The sequence below is a fragment of the Pseudomonas sp. MDT1-17 genome (assembly GCF_054898105.1).
The window spans coordinates 462,745-481,425 of the sequence record NZ_JBUBVM010000001.1 but is presented as its reverse complement, the minus strand read 5'-3'; the positions used below and the strand labels follow the sequence as shown (position 1 = coordinate 481,425).

Here is an 18,681-nt window from a genome sequence, read left to right as displayed (position 1 = left end):
CTAAGTTCGCCTGCAAAATGCCGCGCCCCGCCCTGATTTGGCGGGATCGTGCTGATCGGCCGCCCCAACTGCACCATCCGAAGTGCTTGGGTTTACTCAATAAGATCACGCAGGAGATTTGACGTGCACATTGGTGTTCCTCTCGAAACCCAGACGGGTGAAACACGGGTTGCTGCAACCCCGGAAACCATCAAGAAGTTGATCGGCCAGGGTCATAAGGTCACTGTGCAAAGCGGCGCCGGCATTAACGCCAGCGTTGTCGACAGTGCTTATGAAGCGGCAGGCGCAATGATTGGCAGCGCCAACGATGTGTTTGGTGCCGAGCTGATTCTCAAGGTGGTCGCCCCCAGCGACAGCGAACTGACGCTGATAAAAAGCGGCACCGTTGTGGTGGGCATGCTCAACCCGTTCAGCAATGAAACCATTGCCAAGCTGGCCGAGTGCGGCATTACCGCGTTTGCGCTGGAAGCCGCGCCGCGCACTTCCCGCGCTCAGAGCCTGGATGTGTTGTCCTCCCAGGCCAACATCGCCGGCTATAAAGCCGTGTTGTTGGCTGCCCACCACTATCCTCGCTTCATGCCGATGTTGATGACCGCTGCGGGTACCGTGAAAGCGGCGCGCGTGCTGATTCTTGGCGCAGGTGTGGCTGGTTTGCAGGCGATCGCTACGGCGAAACGTCTGGGTGCAGTGATCGAAGCGTCTGACGTGCGTCCTGCGGTAAAAGAGCAGATCGAGTCCCTCGGCGCCAAGTTCGTCGACGTACCGTACGAAACCGATGAAGAGCGCGAATGCGCCGTCGGTGTCGGCGGTTACGCTCGACCGATGCCCGCCAGCTGGATGCAACGTCAGGCCCTGGCCGTGCACGAACGCGCCAAGCAGGCTGACATTGTCATCACTACCGCACTGATCCCGGGCCGTAAGGCGCCGACGCTGTTGAGCGCGGAGACCGTGGCGCAGATGAAGCCGGGCTCGGTGGTCATCGACCTCGCGGCAGCCCAGGGTGGTAACTGCCCGCTGACCGTGGCTGACCAGGTCGTCGTCGAGAATGGCGTGACCATTTGCGGCCCGACCAACCTGGCCGGCGCCGTCGCGGCAGACGCTTCGGCACTGTACGCGCGCAACCTGCTGGACTTCCTGAAGCTGGTCTTCAACAAAGAAGGCCAGTTCGAGATCAACCTCGAAGACGACATCGTCGCCGCGTGCCTGATATGCCGCGACGGCCAAGTCATCCGCAAAAACGCCTAAGCAGGGATTCAGACGATGGAAGAGCTTATCTCCCCCGGTATCTACAACCTGATCATCTTCGTGCTGGCGATTTATGTCGGTTATCACGTGGTCTGGAACGTTACACCTGCACTGCACACGCCTTTGATGGCGGTAACCAACGCGATCTCGGCCATCGTAATCGTCGGCGCCATGCTGGCAGCGGCATTGACCGTGACGCCACTGGGCAAAACCATGGGCACCCTGGCGGTGGCCCTGGCGGCAGTGAACGTATTTGGTGGCTTCCTGGTTACCCGCAGGATGCTTGAGATGTTCAAGAAAAAAGCCCCGAAAGCGGTAAAAGAAGAGGCGCCTAAGTAAATGAGCATGAATCTTGTAACGACGCTCTACTTGATCGCGTCGATCTGCTTCATCCAGGCCCTGAAAGGCCTGTCGCACCCGACCACGTCGCGGCGCGGCAATGTGTACGGCATGCTCGGCATGGCGTTGGCGATCCTCACCACCGTCGGTCTCATCTATAAGCTCGGCGCTGAGCTCGCAACTGCCGGCATCGGTTACGTCATCGTCGGTCTGTTGGTCGGCGGCACCGCCGGCTCGATTATGGCCAAGCGTGTTGAAATGACCAAGATGCCGGAACTGGTCGCCTTCATGCACAGCATGATCGGTATGGCCGCGGTGTTCATTGCGATCGCTGCTGTCGTGGAGCCGCAATCGCTGGGCATCGTCAAGCAACTGGGTGATGCGATTCCTGCCGGTAACCGCCTTGAGCTGTTCCTCGGTGCCGCTATCGGTGCAATCACGTTCTCCGGTTCAGTGATCGCGTTCGGTAAGCTGTCGGGCAAGTACAAGTTCCGTCTGTTCCAGGGCGCACCGGTACAGTTCGGTGGCCAGCACAAGCTGAACCTGGCGCTGGGTCTGGCAACTCTGGCGCTCGGTATCACCTTCATGCTGACCGGCAACCTCAGTGCTTTCGCGCTGATGCTGGCTCTGGCTTTCGTGCTGGGTGTGCTGATCATCATCCCGATCGGCGGCGCGGACATGCCGGTGGTTGTCTCGATGCTCAACAGCTACTCCGGCTGGGCAGCGGCGGGTATCGGCTTCTCGCTGAACAACTCGATGCTGATCATTGCCGGTTCGCTGGTGGGCTCGTCCGGTGCGATCCTCTCGTACATCATGTGCAAGGCGATGAACCGCTCCTTCTTTAATGTGCTGCTCGGTGGTTTCGGTAACACCGCGGACGCGGCCGGTCCTGCTGGCTCGACAGAAGCCCGCCCGGTGAAATCCGGTTCGGCTGACGATGCGACCTTCCTGCTGACCAACGCCGACACCGTGATCATCGTTCCGGGTTATGGCCTGGCGGTGGCACGCGCCCAACACTCACTGATGGAACTGGCGGAGAAGCTGACTCACCGGGGAGTCACCGTGAAGTTTGCGATCCACCCGGTCGCCGGTCGGATGCCAGGGCACATGAACGTCCTGCTGGCCGAAGCTGAAGTGCCTTACGAGCAAGTGTTCGAGATGGATGACATCAACTCCGAGTTCGGCCAGGCCGACGTGGTGCTTGTGCTCGGCGCCAACGACGTGGTCAACCCGGCGGCGAAGAACGATCCGAAATCGCCGATTGCCGGCATGCCGATCCTCGAGGCTTATAAAGCCAAGACCGTGATCGTCAACAAGCGCTCGATGGCCAGCGGCTATGCCGGTCTGGACAACGAACTGTTCTACCTGGACAAAACCATGATGGTCTTCGGCGACGCCAAGAAAGTTATCGAAGACATGGTCAAAGCCATCGACTAAAACCTGCGGAAGCAGTAATACCCAAAACCCTGGCCTTTAGTAGGCTGGGGTTTTTTATTGCCTGCCAAAACCCGATCAAAGGCTCTAAATCAAGGGTCCGCATTCGACCATGGTAGCGGGACGGATTTTTTTCAAATCACTAGACTGCACACCTTGCTTCCGTTACCCGAGATAACAATCCATGTACCGTGACCGTATTCGCTTACCTTCGTTGTTGGATAAGGTGATGAGCGCCGCCGACGCCGCCGCTCTGATTGAGGACGGCATGACCGTCGGCATGAGTGGTTTCACCCGCGCCGGGGAAGCCAAAGCCGTGCCCCACGCACTGGCCGAACGCGCCAAAATCACCCCGCTGAAAATCACGTTGATGACCGGCGCCAGCCTGGGCAACGACCTCGATAAACAGCTCACCGAAGCCGGCGTATTGTCACGACGCATGCCCTTCCAGGTCGACAGCACTCTGCGCAAGGCCATTAACGCCGGCGAAGTGATGTTCATTGACCAGCACCTCTCGGAAACCGTCGAGCAGTTGCGCAATCAGCAGCTCAAACTGCCGGACATCGCGGTGATTGAGGCCGTTGCGATTACCGAGCAGGGCCATATCGTACCGACCACTTCGGTGGGTAACTCGGCCAGCTTCGCGATTTTCGCCAAACAGGTGATCGTCGAGATCAACCTGGCGCACAACCCGAATCTCGAAGGTCTGCACGACATCTATATCCCGACCTATCGGCCGACCCGTACACCGATTCCGCTGGTCAAAGTTGATGATCACATTGGCAGCACGGCCATCCCGATCCCGCCGGAAAAGATCGTCGCGATCGTGATCACCAATCAGGCTGACTCGCCGTCCACTGTAACGCCACCAGACGTCGACACTCAGTCCATTGCCGACCACCTGATCGACTTCTTCAAACAGGAAGTGGCTGCCGGGCGCATGACCAACAAGCTCGGCCCGCTGCAAGCCGGGATTGGCAACATCGCCAACTCAGTGATGTGTGGCCTGATCGACTCGCCCTTCGAAGACCTGACGATGTACTCCGAAGTGCTTCAGGACTCGACGTTCGATTTGATTGACGCCGGCAAGCTGAGTTTTGCTTCGGGCAGCTCGATCACCTTGTCGAGCCGTCGCAATACCGATGTTTTCGGCAACCTTGAACACTACAAGGACAAACTGGTCTTGCGCCCGCAAGAAATTTCCAACCACCCGGAAGTGGTCCGCCGGCTCGGAATCATCGGCATCAACACAGCGCTTGAATTCGACCTGTATGGCAACGTCAACTCCACCCACATCTGCGGCACGCGGATGATGAACGGCATTGGCGGTTCGGGCGACTTTGCGCGCAACGCGCATTTGGCGATCTTCGTGACCAAGTCGATCGCCAAGGGCGGCGCGATTTCCAGCGTGGTGCCGATGGTCAGCCACGTCGATCACACCGAGCATGACGTCGACATCCTTGTCACGGAGATCGGTCTGGCGGACTTGCGTGGCCTGGCGCCGCGAGAGCGCGCTCGAGTCATCATCGATAACTGCGTGCACCCGGACTATCGCCAAGCCCTGGATGACTACTTCACAGCGGCTTGTGCACTCGGCGGACACACGCCGCATATTCTGCGTGATGCCTTGAGCTGGCACATAAAGCTTGAAGAAACCGGGCGAATGCTGTCGGTGTAATTGATACAGATGGCCGCTGACGCAAACACAGTTTCGTCAGCCTGCTGTTGCCAAGCTGAAATGCGTTTAAAACTGTACTGCTGTACCGGTCTTTTCCTACGGTACTTACCGACCTTTTTCAGTAAAACCATCAATAATGCACCACATCGGTGCAGACAAGTACAGTTGCCTCAATTTAGACCAGTACACCACCTATTAACAGTTAACTGGTCCCTCACAATACAGGTGAACTGTATCTACAGAGACTGGCCAAACGAGAGGATCATTGGCATCAGTTAAACCACTACCTAATCCCGCCACAAGCGGAAGGATGTCAACCATGGAACGTACACTCAGTTCCGAGCTGTTTTTCGAAGACAACGCTGTAAAAACCCAGGCTTCCACGCCTCTTCGCGTTCTCGCCAACCTGATGTTGTGGCAGCGCCGCATCTCCAGCCGCCATCAACTGGCTCGTCTGGATTCGCGTCTGCTGGCTGATGCCGGGATTAGCGAAGCACAACGCTACGAAGAGCTGAGCAAGCCGTTCTGGCGCTAAGTTAGCGTCGCTGGCTCTGACCCACCGGGTCCACCGCCAGCATCCAAATTGAAAAAATAAAGCCCGTCGTGGGAAACCACGACGGGCTTTGTCGTTTGCGAGCATCAGTACGGGTCATACAGTGGAGACAACTCTTAACAGGTACAGTTTTATTATTTTACAAACTGCGCCAGTACAATTTAAGCGTGGTGTGTCTGTTGCGGTAGGCAGGAAGGGATCACCCTGAAATCCCGATTTGCCAGCAAAAGGACCGCGCGATGAATCACTTACTGGATGTTTCCGTTTCCACGCCTCAATCAACACCTCGCCCCCATTGGTTTCGTAGATTACTGAGGAGCTTCGCCAACAGCCTGGAAAGGGCCCGAACCCGGCGTTTACTGGGCCAACTCGATGACCGGCAGCTCTCAGACCTGTGCATCAGCCACGCGGATCGACTCAATGAATTGGATAAACCATTCTGGCGCTAGCTCCCTGCTTGAGCAGACGGGACTGTTCGAACCGATACTCACAGGCCTAATATCAAGATAGAACGTGGCGAACGCTGCATGACTGGCGTCTGACTCAACAGACACTGCGCCACCTCTCAATCGGTTTTCCAAAGGAGTATCACCATGTCCCGACTTCGTCTGCTCAGCGCTGCAGCCCTGCTTGCCGTGGCTGCCAATTCCCACGCCACCAGCTTTATCGTGACCACCGATTCCGTCGTCGGCGCGCTCAAGGCCACGTCCGATGCGACCTCCGATGTCACTTCTTCCTTTCGCGATGACAAAATCGTGCGCGCCGCCCGTGACGACGCCGCCAGCTTCGTTGCCAGCGAAGGCGCCATTCGTGGTGTGAAACTGGAAAGCGCTCTCGACCATATTCGCCACCAGGCACCTCAGATGAACGCGACGGATGCACAACTGGCGCAAGCGATACTGACTATCTAAGCGGCATCACTGACGTGGGACACGCCCGCCGTGTCCCAATGTTTCGGCGCTGGCTCTAGACCGGGCATTGCGCTAGCCTTGCGACTCGCCTTCAGCTATCGAGTCTCATGCGTTTTCTTTCACATCTATTGATCATTCCGGTTTTTGTGGCAGCCTTTTGGATGGGCTCGGTCCATGCCTTTGACGCCTTTAACCTGTCTACACAAGGCATTGTGGCTACCGGCTACGCCACAAGCATGGTGACCTCCGCCCCCTTCGACCGTAAGCTCCTCCTCGCGGCACACGATGACGCTGCGGCGTTCATCGCCAGCGACGGCCGACTGCGAGGAGCACAACTGGAGTCCGCCCTGATTTATCTGCACCGGACCCAGCCAAAACTTCATGCCAGCGACCTTGAACTGGCGCAGGCAATTCTCGTCCAATAGTTATCCTTGTTCTTACGGAGTCGTTCCATGCGTAACCCTCTGATTGCTGCCGCCCTTGGCCTGCTGTTATCGACCGGTGTGGCCCAGGCACACACCCTGGTCGCCACCAGTAACATCATCATCAACGCCACCCAACGCACGCTTGATTTCACTTCCGATACCACGACGTCCATCCGTGACTCGAAGATCGTTCGTGAAGCCCACGACGATGCAGCCAGTTTCGTCGCCAGCGATGGCGACATTCGTGGCGCGCACCTGGAGGCGGCCTTCAACACGCTGCGCACCCGCGTGCCGGAAGCGCGAGACGCCAGTGACCAGGTTCTCGCCGAAGCCATCCTCGCACTGTGAGGTCGCCAGGCGCCTGGCAGTTGGCCGGGGTCATGTTGCTGCTCGTCAACACGGCCCAAGCTGACTTGCAATTAAGGCTCAAGACCGACGGGCTCAGCCCCGCTCAACAGCAGGCCAGTCAGGCGTTGCTCGATGAAGCTATGCAGGCCCTGCCGCCGCGGTTCATCGAGCAGCTCGACCGACGCATCGACGTCGGCTGGACCGATGACATGCCGAGCAACGCTTTCGGCCAGGCGTCGCTGGTGTCCGAGCTGGATCTGAACCGCAACCTGCTTGCCAGCCTCACTGACGGTAGCGCCGCGACCAAGAAGACCTATCGCCCCCATGGCACCGTGCGCCGCGAAATGCTTGCCACCGTGTTGCACGAACTCACCCACATCTATGACCGCTCGCGCCTGTGGCCAGACGCAGAGCGCACGCTGATTCAGCGCTGCACCCGGCGCAACAGCAGCTCGGGACTGGTGGGTATGCCGGATCAATGCCGCGGCCAATCAGCACGCCGTTTTACCCTCAGCGACGACCCGCGCCTGCTCGACCTCGCCGGCTGGCCGCAGTACGTTGGCCGTCGCGGCGAGCGCGAACAACATAACCGGCAAATTGCCCGCAGCCCGGACATTTACGAAACGAGCAGCCCCAAGGAATTTGTCGCGGTCAACATAGAGTATTTCCTCCTGGACCCGAGCTACGCCTGCCGTCGCCCTGCGCTTTACCGCTACTACAAAGACCATTTCGGCTGGGCGCCCGCCGCTAAAGACGCGTGTGGCAAAACCTTCTCCTTCCTCAATGCCGGCAATGATTTTGCCAAAACGCCCCTGGGCCAGGTCGATCCGGAACGGGTTTACGCCGTCGACTATCTGCTGGCTGAAGCCAACCAGAACTGGGCCAGCCGCTGGGGCCACAGCATGTTGCGGTTGGTGATCTGTGCACCCGGCCGGCCACGTGGTCCGGATTGCCGGCTCGATCTGGATCAGCATCTGGTGTTGTCCTACCGCGCCTTCGTCGGTGATGTACAGCTATCGAGTTGGGACGGACTGGTGGGCAAATACCCGTCGCGCCTGTTTGTCCTGCCGCTGGCCCAAGTGATCGACGAATACACCAAGACTGAATTGCGCAGCCTGGCCTCGGTGCCGCTGAACCTGTCGCGCAACGAGATCGAAGACGTGGTGGAACACGCCGCCGAGATGCACTGGAGTTACGACGGCAACTACTTCTTCCTGTCCAATAACTGCGCGGTAGAGGGCCTGAAGTTACTGCGTAGCAGTACTAACAATACAAAACTGGTCGGGTTGGACAGCATCATGCCCAACGGTTTGCTGGAAGTACTCAAGGGCCGCGGGCTGGCGGACACCAGCGTGCTGGACGATCCCCGTGAAGCGCTGCGTCTGGGCTATCGTTTCGACTCCTTCCGTGATCGTTATCAAGCGATGTTCGAAGTGCTGAAGAAACACTTGCCGATCAAGCAGGAAAAGGTCGAAGACTGGCTCTCATTGAAAGCTGAAGAGCGTCGACAATGGATCGACCAAGCCGATTTGCGCACCAGCGCAGCATTACTGTTGTTGGAGCAGGCCGCCTTCCGCCAACAATTGGTGCTGGCCCAGGACGAAGTTAAGCAGCGCTATCTGGGCGCTCGGGAATTGAAAAACGGCGGCATGGACAAAGCCAACGCGACCTTGCAGCAAATTCTTGCCAACAGCGGGTTCCTCAGCCGTCCGGCGGAGCTGCTTGGCACCGGGGGTTATGGATTGCCGCAGCCGAGTGAGTGGCAGCGTCTGGAGTCGGAAAGCAGCCTGCGGCAGAAGCAGCTTCAGGCGCTGACAGGCGATCTGGACAAAGAGGTGAGAGCGCTGCTCGAACCGAGCCGTGCGGCCGAGATGGCCGCCAATGAAGCCAACCTGAAGCAGGTCGGCGAGCATTTGAGGAAGTTGCACAAGGCGTCGGGCGGGTTGGAGTTGCCGTAAACAACAGGCTTCGCGGCTGATCCGCGAAGCCTTCAGCGCCTACAGGCTATTCAACAGCAAAAAGGGCTTCAGAACGTAGTCCTGAAGCCCTCGGTCTTGCTGTTTAGTCTGTGCCGCGAGGCTCTAATTCCTCTGTATCAGGAACCTTACCTTCAGCTGACGCGGGCTTTACGCACGCCATCGGCCAGCGCCGCGCAAAGACTCAACACGCCATCGACAGCCTGGTCCGGCGTCGAGGCATTGGCGATGTGATCGATCAACGCCGAACCCACCACCACACCGTCCGCGAGGCGAGCGATGGACGCCGCTTGCTCCGGTGTGCGAATGCCGAAACCGATGCTGATCGGCAGATCGGTGTGGCGACGCAGACGGGCAACCGCTTCTTCAACATGCTCCAGCGTTGCCGCGCCCGCACCGGTCACACCCGCCACCGACACGTAGTAGACGAAGCCGGAACTGCCGTTCAAAACGGTCGGCAGGCGTACATCATCGGTCGTCGGAGTGGTCAGACGGATGAAATCCAGACCTGCTGCCTGGGCCGGATCGCATAGCTCGCCGTTATGCTCGGGCGGCAGGTCGACCACGATCAGGCCGTCAACACCAGCCTCTTTGGCGTCGGCAATGAAACGCGGCACGCCGTACATGTGGATCGGGTTGAAGTAACCCATCAGCACCAGCGGCGTCTCGCTATTGCCTTCACGGAACTCGCGAACCATTTGCAGGGTTTTCGCCAGGTTCTGTTTGGCGCCAAGGGCGCGGATGTTGGCCAACTGGATTGCCGGGCCGTCGGCCATTGGATCGGTGAAGGGCATACCCAATTCGATCACGTCGGCACCGGCGCCAGGCAACCCTTTGAGGATCGCCAGAGAGGTGTCATAGCTCGGGTCGCCAGCGGTAACGAAGGTCACCAGGGCGGCACGATTCTGTTCCTTGAGTTGGGCAAAACGCGTTTGCAGGCGGCTCATCAGTGTTTCTCCTGCTTGGACTGCTCTTGTTGAGAGTTTTCCATGTGGTGCATCACGGTTTGCATGTCTTTGTCGCCACGGCCGGACAGGTTGACCACCATCAGGTGATCTTTCGGTAAGTTCGGTGCGCGTTTGAACACTTCGGCCAGGGCATGGGCGCTTTCCAGTGCAGGAATAATCCCTTCCAGGCGGCAGCATTTGTGGAACGCGTCGAGGGCTTCGTCGTCGGTTACCGAGGTGTACTGAACGCGGCCGATGTCGTGCAACCAGGCGTGTTCCGGTCCGATACCCGGGTAGTCGAGGCCGGCGGAGATTGAATGAGCGTCGATGATCTGGCCATCGTCGTCCTGCAGCAAGAAGGTCCGGTTACCGTGCAGCACGCCCGGTACGCCGCCGTTCAGGCTGGCCGCGTGCTTACCGGTTTCGATGCCATAACCGGCGGCTTCGACGCCAATGATCTCGACGCTCTGGTCATCAAGAAACGGGTGAAACAGGCCCATGGCGTTGGAACCACCACCGATGCACGCCACCAGGCTGTCCGGCAGACGACCTTCCTGGGCTTGCAGTTGAGTACGGGTTTCCTTGCCGATCACGGCCTGGAAGTCGCGAACCATCGCCGGGTAAGGATGCGGACCGGCCACAGTGCCAATCAGGTAGAAGGTGCTGTCGACGTTGGTCACCCAGTCACGCAGGGCTTCGTTCATCGCATCTTTCAGGGTGCCGGTACCGGCCACCACCGGGATCACTTCGGCGCCCAGCAGCTTCATGCGAAATACGTTGGCTTGCTGACGTTCGATGTCCGTGGTGCCCATGTAGATCACGCAATCAAGACCAAAACGTGCAGCCACGGTGGCAGTCGCCACGCCATGCATGCCAGCGCCGGTCTCGGCGATGATGCGCTTCTTGCCCATGCGCCGCGCCAGCAGGATCTGGCCGATGCAGTTGTTGATCTTGTGCGCGCCGGTGTGATTCAGCTCTTCGCGCTTGAGGTAAATCTTTGCTCCGCCGCAGAACTCTGTCAGACGTTCGGCAAAGTACAGTGGGCTTGGACGACCCACATAGTCGCGCTGGAAGTAGGCCAATTCCTCTTTGAATGCGGGATCTTCCTTGGCCGCTTCATATTCGCGGGCCAAGTCGAGGATCAACGGCATCAGGGTTTCAGCGACGTAACGGCCGCCGAACGCGCCAAACAGGCCGTTGGCGTCGGGGCCGTTGCGCAGATTAGTCTGGGTCATGGGTCGCTCCAGTTGAATGCGTGAGATGACAATGGGTTTAACTCTACCCCTGATGTTTTGAGCTGAAAACCGATAAGATCGCCGCAACCTGTCAGGAAAACTCACAAATAAAATGAGCCATGACCTTCCTCCGCTGAACGCCCTTCGAGCCTTCGAAGCGACTGCCCGCCTGAACAGCGTCAGCAAGGCCGCCGAACAGCTGCACGTCACCCATGGCGCGGTCAGCCGTCAGCTCAAGGTGCTGGAAGAACACCTCGGCGTGAGCCTGTTCATCAAGGACGGGCGCGGCCTGAAACTCACAGATGCCGGAATTCGTTTGCGCGATGCCAGCGCTGAGGCGTTCGAGCGCTTGCGGACTGTGTGTGCTGAGCTGACCCATAGCACCGCCGATGCACCGTTCGTACTGGGTTGCTCAGGCAGCTTGCTGGCACGCTGGTTTATTCCCAGGTTGGGACGGTTGAATACCGACCTGCCGGACTTGCGCCTGCACCTGTCGGCTGGCGAGGGTGATCTCGATCCACGCCGTCCTGGACTGGACGCCTTGCTGGTGTTTGCCGAGCCGCCATGGCCAGCGGACATGCAGGTGTATGAGTTGGCGAGCGAACGCATCGGCCCGGTCATGAGCCCTAGGTTCGCGGGCTATGAACGCCTGCAAGACGCACCCCCCACAGCGCTGCTGGACGAGCCATTACTGCACACCACCTCTCGCCCACAGGCCTGGCCGAGTTGGGCACAACAAAGCGGCCTCGACGCCAAGGCGTTGAAGTATGGTCAGGGTTTCGAGCACTTGTATTATTTGCTGGAGGCCGCAGTGGCCGGGCTGGGTGTGGCGATTGCCCCTGAACCGCTGGTGACCGAGGACTTGAAGGCCGGTCGCCTGGTGGCGCCATGGGGCTTCAGTGAAACCCCGGCACAACTGGCGTTGTGGCTACCCAAGCGCGCCGCGGACGGGCGCGCTCGGCAACTGGCGCTGTGGCTCAAAAACGAGCTGCACCAGACGGATTAGTCACCGCGTTTGCACAACAGATAAGCCGCGAGCAGACCCAATGCACCGACGGCGACACCCGCTGTAGTCCAAGGGTGTTCCTGGGCGTAGTCCCGCGTGGCAATCCCGGTTTCACGGGTTTTGACTTTGACTTCTTCGTACGCATCGCTGAGCAGATGGCGCGAATGCTTCAGCGCGTTCTCGGCGTTGCTTTTCAGCGCTTTAAGGGTTTTACGCGACTCGTCCGAGGCGTCGTCTTTCAAATTTTCCAAAGATTTCAGCAGACTCTCGATCTCGGCTTCCATGCTTTGCAATGAGGCTTTACGTAAAGAGGTGTTGGCCATGGTGGCTCTCCTGCATTGATTGAGTTGCGTGTGTTGGTTGGGACTTCAGGGGTTCGAGAAAGTGCAGTAAATCTGAACTTCTGCGCCGGACCGGCCGACAGAAGTAATACGAAAAATCACTGCTAGGCTGTATTTCACACCCTGAGGAGAACGCCATGACTGATCATCACACCTACAAGAAAGTCGAACTGGTTGGCTCGTCCACCAGCAGCATTGAAGACGCCATCAACAATGCGCTGGCCGAAGCCAATAAAAGCATCAAGCACCTGGAGTGGTTTGAAGTGACCGAAACCCGCGGGCACATCAAGGACGGCAAGGCTGCACACTTCCAGGTGACGCTCAAAGTCGGGTTCCGGATTGCCACTAGCTGAGTTTGAGCTAATCTTCGGAAATTGCGCGCTGGCCGAGCGCCATAGGGAATGGCAAAGCGCTACATATGTACATCCGGCTGATCGCTGGGTGCCCCTATTGATCCGACCAGGGAATGCGATCGATGAAGTATTTTATTTTGGCGGTAGGTTTGTTGAGTCTTGCAGGAACAGCCTTTGCTCACGGCAAGCCATGCGAAGAGCTGAAAGCCGATATCGCCGCGAAGCTGGATGCCAAAGGTATTTCCAATTATTCACTGGAAATCGTAGATAAAGGCACTGCTGCTGACGGGAAAGTCGTCGGCACCTGTGAAAAAGGCACCAAGCAAATCGTCTACAAGCAGGGCTGACCTCCCTCGAAAATGAAAAAGCCGACGCAATGACGTCGGCTTTTTTGCGCTCGTTTTTTGAATGTCAGCCCTTCATGACCTGCGCCAGCAGCTCATAGGAGTGCACACGATCGGCATGTTCGTACAGGTCGCAGGTGAAAATCAGCTCGTCTGCCTGGGTCTGCTCGATCAGCACTTCCAGTTTGGCGCGGATTTTCTGCGGGCTGCCAACCATCGCCAAGCCAAGAAAATCACCGACGGCTTCTTTTTCATGAGGCAGCCACAGGCCGTCCATGGTTTTTACCGGCGGACGTTGCACTAGGCTCTGACCACGCATCAAGGCGAGAATCCGCTGGTAGACCGAAGTCGCCAGATAATCTGCCTGCTCGTCGGTGTCAGCAGCCACCAACGGAACACCGAGCATCACGTAGGGCTTATCCAGCACCGCTGAAGGCTTGAAGTGATTGCGGTAGACGCGAATGGCCTCATGCATGAAGCGCGGTGCGAAATGTGAGGCAAAGGCGTAGGGCAAACCGCGCTCGCCAGCCAGTTGTGCACTGAACAGGCTGGAGCCCAGCAGCCAGACCGGGACATGGGTGCCGGTACCCGGCATTGCGATGATCCGCTGGTCCGGGGTGCGCGGACCGAGATAGCGCATCAGTTCGGCCACGTCTTCGGGGAACTCGTCGGCGCTGCCGGAGCGTTCACGGCGCAGCGCGCGAGCGGTCATCTGATCAGAACCGGGTGCGCGCCCCAGCCCCAGATCTATCCGCCCCGGATAAAGGCTTTCGAGGGTGCCGAACTGCTCGGCGATCACCAGTGGCGCGTGGTTGGGCAGCATCACGCCACCGGAACCGACACGAATAGTCGAAGTGCCGCCGGCCAGGTAGCCCAGCAGTACCGAGGTTGCGGAACTGGCAATGCCGTCCATGTTGTGGTGTTCGGCAACCCAGAATCGGTTGTAGCCGAGCTTCTCGACGTGCTGCGCCAGGTCCAGGGAATTGCGCAGCGACTGGGCCGCGCTGCCGTTTTCGCGCACGGGTACCAGATCGAGGGTCGAGAACTTGATATCGGACAGTTGTTTCATAAGCCTGCTTCTCCAATTGAGGACGCAGGTTTTTTCTTACAAACGAAAACCTGCCGAATCTATAAGCGTGTTTCATGCAATGAGGGCATATACCCGAGTTTCAATAGCCAAGGCAAAATTTCCTACGAAAACGGTAGGACTTATGAGATCAGGTGAACTTTGCACCACCGTCTATCCTCAGAACCCTAGCAACCGAAAACCACGAAGGCGTGACGCTTCACGCCGGATCTTGAGGAGGCAGACATGGCTATCACAAAGAAAGCATCGGCTCATTGGGAAGGTGACCTGAAAACCGGCATCGGCTCGATTTCCACGGAAACCGGTGTACTCAGAGAAGCACCCTACGGCTTCAAGGCGCGTTTCGAAGGCGGCAAGGGCACCAATCCGGAAGAACTGATCGGCGCGGCGCACGCGGGCTGCTTCTCCATGGCGTTTTCGATGATTCTCGGTGATGCCGGCCTAAAGGCTGACAGCATCGACACCAATGCCGAAGTCACCCTGGATCAAGTAGACAATGGTTTTGCGATCACTGCGGTGAAATTGATCCTCAAGGCGAAAATCCCCGGGGCGACTCAGGCGCAGTTTGAAGAACTGAGCAATAAAGCCAAAGAGGGCTGCCCGGTTTCCAAAGTGCTGAATGCGAAAATCAGTCTGGATGCAACGCTGGTCAGCTGATTAACGGGTTGTCGCACTCCCCGATAAAGATCGCAGCCTCGGCGGGCTGCGTTCTTTTTTTGCCCTGAAACAAAACCTGGCTGGCGAGATTGTGGTCGAATAAATGACAGCAGCTAAAGCGCATTACCGTGCGCGCTGCCTCAAAGGAGCTTCAACCATGAAACGTTTTGCCCTGGCGGTTATCTGCTGCACGCTGGCCACATCGGCCCTCGCAGCACCGAAACCCTGCGAAGAACTCAAGGCCGAGATCGAGGCCAAGATCCAGGCTCAAGGGGTTACGTCTTACACCCTGGAAATTGTCACCAATGACGAAGTACACGATCAGAACATGGTCGTTGGTTCGTGCGAAAGCGGCACCAAGAAAATCATCTACCAGAAAAACGACCGCTGATTCACCTCACATGAGGCAATAGGACTCTCGGTCTTCAGCGACGATTTCACGCTTGGCGTTGTACAACCGGGCGCCGGGGGTGAACGCTATCGAACGGCCTTCCAGCACATAACGCTGGCCGGCTTCGAAATGGTCGTAGTTGATGGTCAGGTAGCACAAACGTTCCGAGGGGGCACTCATCATGCCCATGCCCCCACCACCGGGTACTTCAAAATCGAATCGAACAATCAGCTCATGGCTACCGGGGGTGACCTGGAAAAAACGCCCGTCGCGCAATCGCTGCTTGTCCAGGCGTTCGGCCATCAGCAATTTATCGTTGGGGAATGGCGTAGAGAATTCGACCCAGGCCATCTGCGGATTAACCGCTGGCAACGGGCTCTGACAGCCAGCAACGATGCTTGCAGCAAGTAACAGCATTAACCTGCGCATGATGATTTTCTCAAGGACTAGTCCTTTAGAATAACGCCGATCAGGTACGTTGGCAGCCTGCCGGTACACCCTGGCCAATTACTTTTCGATGCTGATCATAGAGCTTTGCCCACGACCGAAAACCGATATTCCCCGCCTGCAGTTGATACCGCTCGCCAGCGTTGAAGTCCTTGAATTTCACGTTCAACTGGCAGTCACGCCATAGCGGCTCGGCGTCGGGTCCAATGTTGGTTGGCGCGACCGGGAATTGGTAACGAACCGTCAGCTCATGGCTACCCGGCTGAACCTCGAAATAGCGCTTGTCGGGGGAGGCCTTGTCATCGACTTCCAGCGCTTGCAGCGCTGTGTCTTCCTGCTTCGAATCCAGGTCGATCCACGCTTGAGCCGGATCATGGGGGGGTAATCCGAATCCAGCACAACCTGCCAGCATCAGCAGGCTTCCTGTCAGCATCAACGTGCGCATAGCGGAGCTCCAGTCAGGCGGGATAGTCTTGCGGGCAGACTCTCCAAGGATGATTCATTTTGATCAGGCCGCTTCCAAGCCTTGGGTTACTTGATCGCGTTTTACGCATTTTGTTTCCGGGTGTGTTGTTTTTATTGCTCAATGGTTGCTCCAGCCTCAGCTATTACGGCCAATTGGCCAGTGGTCAGCTGCAATTGCTGCGGGCACGTGAGCCGGTTTCCACAGTGATTGCCGATCCCGGTCGCGATCAGCTATTACGTGCGCATCTGACTCAGTCGCAAAAGGCCCGCTCGTTCGCCAGCCAACAGCTGCATCTGCCGGATAACCAGAGTTACCGTTTGTACGCCGACATTGGCCGGCCGTTCGTAGTCTGGAATGTCTTCGCCACGCCGGAATTTTCTCTGACGCCGCAGAACCATTGCTTCCCGATCGCCGGTTGCGTGGCGTATCGCGGTTATTACAGTCAGAGCGCGGCCCGCGGCGAAGCAGCATTGCAACGACTGCAAGGTATGGACGTGTCGATCGGTGGCGTCGAGGCTTATTCGACGCTCGGCTGGTTCAACGATCCGATCATCAGTTCGATGATGGGCTGGGGCGACGAACGATTGGCCACGCTGATCTTCCATGAACTGGCACACCAGCGCTTTTATGTGAAAGACGACACTGAATTCAACGAGTCTTTCGCCACCTTCGTCGAACAGGAAGGCACCCGCCAATGGCGCGCCTTCCGCGGCCTGGCGCCAGACAGCGGCGCGCAGGTGCAGCAACGGGACCAGTTCATTCAATTGGTTCTGGATACCCGCACGCGACTTGAACGGCTGTACACCTTGCCCCTGGCCGCCGACCAGATGCGCCAGCGCAAAGCCGCCGAGTTCGAGCGTTTGCGGGGTGAATACCGGCAGTTACGCGATAGCCAGTGGGCCGGGGACAAACGCTATGACGCGTGGATCAATGCACCGATGAACAATGCCCGGCTGTTGCCGTTTGGGCTGTACGACCAATGGGTGCCGGCGTTTGCGGCGTTGTTCAGGCAGGTTGGAGGGGATTGGGTGAAGTTTTATGCGGCAGTCGAGCAGCTTGGTGCGTTGTCGGTGGGTGAGCGCAAGGTGGCGTTGAAGGCTTTGGCGGGATCGTAAAATTTCAGTGGCTGAACGGGCCCCTTCGCGGGCAAGCCCGCTCCCACAGGATCCGTGTCGTATACGAAAAATGTGTACGACACGGATCCTGTGGGAGCGTGCGATGCGGCGTTCCGACTTGTCCGCGAAGGCATATTGATTAACGCTGCAAAAACGCCTGATGCATCTCTTCCAGCGTCTCGAAGTGCCAGGCCGGTGCTTCAGCGCTCAACTCTTCCCGACTGCCAAAACCGTAACCCACCGCCGCACCATCCAGCCCGTTGCTGCGCGCACCGATCAAATCGTGCTTACGGTCGCCGATCATCAGGGTGTTGGCCGGGTCCAGACCTTCTTCGGCCATCAAGTGGGCGATCAACTCGACTTTGTTGGTACGGGTCCCGTCCAGTTCGCTGCCGTAGATCACTTTGAAGTGCTTGGCGAAGTCGAAGTGCCGGGCGATTTCGCGGGCGAAAACCCATGGCTTGGACGTGGCGATATACAGCTGTCGCCCTTGCCCCCTGAGTGTTTCCAGCAGCGGGGTGACGCCATCAAATACACGATTCTCGTACAGGCCGGTGACTTTGAAGCGTTCGCGATAGAAGTTCACCGCCTCCCAGGCCTTGGGTTCGTCGAAGTCATAGAACTGCATGAACGCCTGCAGCAATGGCGGGCCGATGAAGTGTTCGAGCTTGGTCAGGTCGGGCTCATCAATGCCCAGTTTGCTCAGGGCGAACTGGATCGAACGGGTGATGCCCTCGCGCGGGTCGGTCAAGGTGCCATCGAGGTCAAACAATACGGTTTGGTGATGCATGTTGAATCCTGAATAAGGGCGCAGGGTCAGAGCTGGTCGTAGCCTTCGGCCAGATGCAAATTCTTGAGCTTCACGTAATTCGCCGCGCTGTAGGTGAAAAAGGCTTTTTCCTTGTCAGTCAGCGGCCGAACCTGCTTCACCGGGCTGCCCACATAAAGGAAGCCGCTGTCCAGGCGTTTGCCCGGCGGCACCAGGCTGCCAGCGCCAATGATCACATCGTCGTCGACCACCGCACCGTCCATGACGATGCTGCCCATGCCGATCAGAATCCGATTGCCCACGGTGCAGCCGTGGAGCATGACCTTATGAGCAATGGTCACATCGTCGCCAATCAGCAACGCAAAGCCATCGGGATTGAACGGCCCGGCATGGGTGATGTGCAGCACACAACCGTCCTGCACGCTGGTGCGCGCGCCAATACGGATGCGGTGCATGTCGCCACGAATCACCGTCAACGGCCAGACCGAGCTGTCTTCGCCGATTTCAACGTCGCCGATCACCACCGCCGAACCGTCGACAAAGGCGCCTTTGCCGAGCAGCGGCGTGTGGTTCTGATACTTGCGAAGGGTCACGATAGGCTCTCTCTCTTTTGC

At 58.1% G+C, this 18,681-nt stretch carries 24 protein-coding genes; 16 read left to right on the top strand and 8 right to left on the bottom strand.

Annotation, left to right across the window (positions count from 1 at the left end; all coding sequences use genetic code 11):
• Nucleotides 1–123: 123 nt before the first annotated feature.
• The 10 genes from ACYZTX_RS02125 to ACYZTX_RS02080 all read left to right on the top strand — a co-directional run bounded on the left by ACYZTX_RS02125 (nucleotide 124) and on the right by ACYZTX_RS02080 (nucleotide 8,891).
• Complete coding sequence (locus tag ACYZTX_RS02125) at nucleotides 124–1,245, top strand: Re/Si-specific NAD(P)(+) transhydrogenase subunit alpha (RefSeq protein WP_462032755.1); 1,122 nt, start codon at nucleotides 124–126, stop codon at nucleotides 1,243–1,245.
• Between the two features lie 15 nt (nucleotides 1,246–1,260).
• Nucleotides 1,261–1,584 carry an NAD(P) transhydrogenase subunit alpha part 2 gene (locus tag ACYZTX_RS02120; RefSeq protein ID WP_003187010.1) on the top strand — a complete coding sequence of 108 codons (324 nt, stop codon included), beginning with the start codon at nucleotides 1,261–1,263 and terminating at the stop codon, nucleotides 1,582–1,584.
• On the top strand, nucleotides 1,585–3,021 hold the full coding sequence (locus tag ACYZTX_RS02115) for an NAD(P)(+) transhydrogenase (Re/Si-specific) subunit beta (protein ID WP_462032754.1): 1,437 nt from the start codon (nucleotides 1,585–1,587) through the stop codon (nucleotides 3,019–3,021).
• A 181-nt stretch (nucleotides 3,022–3,202) separates the two neighbouring features.
• Nucleotides 3,203–4,696 carry an acetyl-CoA hydrolase/transferase family protein gene (locus tag ACYZTX_RS02110; RefSeq protein WP_462032753.1) on the top strand — a complete coding sequence of 498 codons (1,494 nt, stop codon included), beginning with the start codon at nucleotides 3,203–3,205 and terminating at the stop codon, nucleotides 4,694–4,696.
• Nucleotides 4,697–5,015: 319 nt separating this feature from the next.
• Nucleotides 5,016–5,231 (top strand): DUF1127 domain-containing protein, encoded by a 216-nt coding sequence (locus ACYZTX_RS02105; protein WP_008154465.1) that lies wholly within the window; start codon nucleotides 5,016–5,018, stop codon nucleotides 5,229–5,231.
• 257 nt (nucleotides 5,232–5,488) lie between these two features.
• Nucleotides 5,489–5,698: a DUF1127 domain-containing protein gene (locus tag ACYZTX_RS02100; protein WP_462032752.1), complete on the top strand. Its 210-nt coding sequence runs from the start codon at nucleotides 5,489–5,491 to the stop codon at nucleotides 5,696–5,698.
• A 144-nt stretch (nucleotides 5,699–5,842) separates the two neighbouring features.
• Nucleotides 5,843–6,160 (top strand): DUF2388 domain-containing protein, encoded by a 318-nt coding sequence (locus ACYZTX_RS02095; RefSeq protein WP_461967622.1) that lies wholly within the window; start codon nucleotides 5,843–5,845, stop codon nucleotides 6,158–6,160.
• A 107-nt stretch (nucleotides 6,161–6,267) separates the two neighbouring features.
• Nucleotides 6,268–6,585, top strand: coding sequence for a DUF2388 domain-containing protein (locus ACYZTX_RS02090; protein WP_462032751.1), 318 nt, complete (start codon nucleotides 6,268–6,270; stop codon nucleotides 6,583–6,585).
• 27 nt (nucleotides 6,586–6,612) lie between these two features.
• Entirely contained in the window at nucleotides 6,613–6,933 is a 321-nt protein-coding gene (locus tag ACYZTX_RS02085; protein WP_282383081.1) for a DUF2388 domain-containing protein, read from the top strand.
• Complete coding sequence (locus ACYZTX_RS02080; RefSeq protein ID WP_462032750.1) at nucleotides 6,930–8,891, top strand: DUF7844 domain-containing protein; 1,962 nt, start codon at nucleotides 6,930–6,932, stop codon at nucleotides 8,889–8,891. Before ACYZTX_RS02085 ends, ACYZTX_RS02080 begins: the two co-directional genes overlap by 4 nt.
• A 152-nt stretch (nucleotides 8,892–9,043) precedes the next feature.
• Here ACYZTX_RS02080 and trpA read toward each other — a convergent pair whose 3' ends face one another.
• Both trpA and trpB read right to left on the bottom strand, forming a co-directional pair.
• A complete protein-coding gene (gene trpA / locus ACYZTX_RS02075) occupies nucleotides 9,044–9,856 on the bottom strand; it encodes a tryptophan synthase subunit alpha (RefSeq protein WP_462032749.1) in 813 nt (270 codons plus the stop codon).
• Nucleotides 9,856–11,091 (bottom strand): tryptophan synthase subunit beta, encoded by a 1,236-nt coding sequence (gene trpB / locus ACYZTX_RS02070; RefSeq protein ID WP_462032748.1) that lies wholly within the window; start codon nucleotides 11,089–11,091, stop codon nucleotides 9,856–9,858. The genes trpA and trpB overlap by 1 nt, the downstream gene beginning before the upstream one ends.
• A 112-nt stretch (nucleotides 11,092–11,203) precedes the next feature.
• Here trpB and ACYZTX_RS02065 point away from each other — a divergent pair, with 112 nt between their 5' ends.
• Nucleotides 11,204–12,097, top strand: a complete 894-nt coding sequence (locus ACYZTX_RS02065; protein ID WP_462032747.1) for a LysR family transcriptional regulator — start codon at nucleotides 11,204–11,206, stop codon at nucleotides 12,095–12,097.
• Here the strand turns inward: ACYZTX_RS02065 and ACYZTX_RS02060 are convergent.
• Nucleotides 12,094–12,420, bottom strand: a complete 327-nt coding sequence (locus ACYZTX_RS02060) for an ElaB/YgaM/YqjD family protein (protein WP_054047930.1) — start codon at nucleotides 12,418–12,420, stop codon at nucleotides 12,094–12,096. The two genes, ACYZTX_RS02065 and ACYZTX_RS02060, sit on opposite strands and share 4 nt — an antisense overlap.
• Before the next feature lie 155 nt (nucleotides 12,421–12,575).
• Here ACYZTX_RS02060 and ACYZTX_RS02055 point away from each other — a divergent pair, with 155 nt between their 5' ends.
• Nucleotides 12,576–12,791: a dodecin gene (locus ACYZTX_RS02055; RefSeq protein ID WP_282383060.1), complete on the top strand. Its 216-nt coding sequence runs from the start codon at nucleotides 12,576–12,578 to the stop codon at nucleotides 12,789–12,791.
• A 122-nt stretch (nucleotides 12,792–12,913) separates the two neighbouring features.
• Nucleotides 12,914–13,138 carry a DUF1161 domain-containing protein gene (locus tag ACYZTX_RS02050; RefSeq protein WP_449644381.1) on the top strand — a complete coding sequence of 75 codons (225 nt, stop codon included), beginning with the start codon at nucleotides 12,914–12,916 and terminating at the stop codon, nucleotides 13,136–13,138.
• 64 nt (nucleotides 13,139–13,202) lie between these two features.
• On the opposite strand, the gene ACYZTX_RS02045 is transcribed toward ACYZTX_RS02050, so the two are convergent.
• Nucleotides 13,203–14,204 carry an LLM class flavin-dependent oxidoreductase gene (locus ACYZTX_RS02045; protein ID WP_462032746.1) on the bottom strand — a complete coding sequence of 334 codons (1,002 nt, stop codon included), beginning with the start codon at nucleotides 14,202–14,204 and terminating at the stop codon, nucleotides 13,203–13,205.
• A 243-nt stretch (nucleotides 14,205–14,447) separates the two neighbouring features.
• On the opposite strand from ACYZTX_RS02045, the gene ACYZTX_RS02040 reads away from it, so the two are divergent.
• Nucleotides 14,448–14,879, top strand: coding sequence for an OsmC family protein (locus ACYZTX_RS02040; protein ID WP_462032745.1), 432 nt, complete (start codon nucleotides 14,448–14,450; stop codon nucleotides 14,877–14,879).
• A 157-nt stretch (nucleotides 14,880–15,036) separates the two neighbouring features.
• The gene (locus ACYZTX_RS02035) at nucleotides 15,037–15,270 is read left to right on the top strand and encodes a DUF1161 domain-containing protein (protein ID WP_462032744.1); all 234 of its coding nucleotides are present in this window, start codon (nucleotides 15,037–15,039) and stop codon (nucleotides 15,268–15,270) included.
• A 6-nt stretch (nucleotides 15,271–15,276) separates the two neighbouring features.
• Here ACYZTX_RS02035 and ACYZTX_RS02030 read toward each other — a convergent pair whose 3' ends face one another.
• Nucleotides 15,277–15,699 (bottom strand): PA0061/PA0062 family lipoprotein, encoded by a 423-nt coding sequence (locus ACYZTX_RS02030; protein WP_462032743.1) that lies wholly within the window; start codon nucleotides 15,697–15,699, stop codon nucleotides 15,277–15,279.
• Between the two features lie 40 nt (nucleotides 15,700–15,739).
• The gene (locus ACYZTX_RS02025; protein ID WP_462032742.1) at nucleotides 15,740–16,162 is read right to left on the bottom strand and encodes a PA0061/PA0062 family lipoprotein; all 423 of its coding nucleotides are present in this window, start codon (nucleotides 16,160–16,162) and stop codon (nucleotides 15,740–15,742) included.
• A gap of 59 nt (nucleotides 16,163–16,221) precedes the next feature.
• On the opposite strand from ACYZTX_RS02025, the gene ACYZTX_RS02020 reads away from it, so the two are divergent.
• Nucleotides 16,222–17,298 carry an aminopeptidase gene (locus tag ACYZTX_RS02020; protein ID WP_462032741.1) on the top strand — a complete coding sequence of 359 codons (1,077 nt, stop codon included), beginning with the start codon at nucleotides 16,222–16,224 and terminating at the stop codon, nucleotides 17,296–17,298.
• 139 nt (nucleotides 17,299–17,437) lie between these two features.
• Here the strand turns inward: ACYZTX_RS02020 and ACYZTX_RS02015 are convergent, their stop codons facing one another.
• Entirely contained in the window at nucleotides 17,438–18,088 is a 651-nt protein-coding gene (locus ACYZTX_RS02015) for an HAD family hydrolase (protein ID WP_462032740.1), read from the bottom strand.
• 26 nt (nucleotides 18,089–18,114) lie between these two features.
• Nucleotides 18,115–18,660 (bottom strand): gamma carbonic anhydrase family protein, encoded by a 546-nt coding sequence (locus ACYZTX_RS02010; protein WP_462032739.1) that lies wholly within the window; start codon nucleotides 18,658–18,660, stop codon nucleotides 18,115–18,117.
• Between the last annotated feature and the right edge of the window lie 21 nt (nucleotides 18,661–18,681).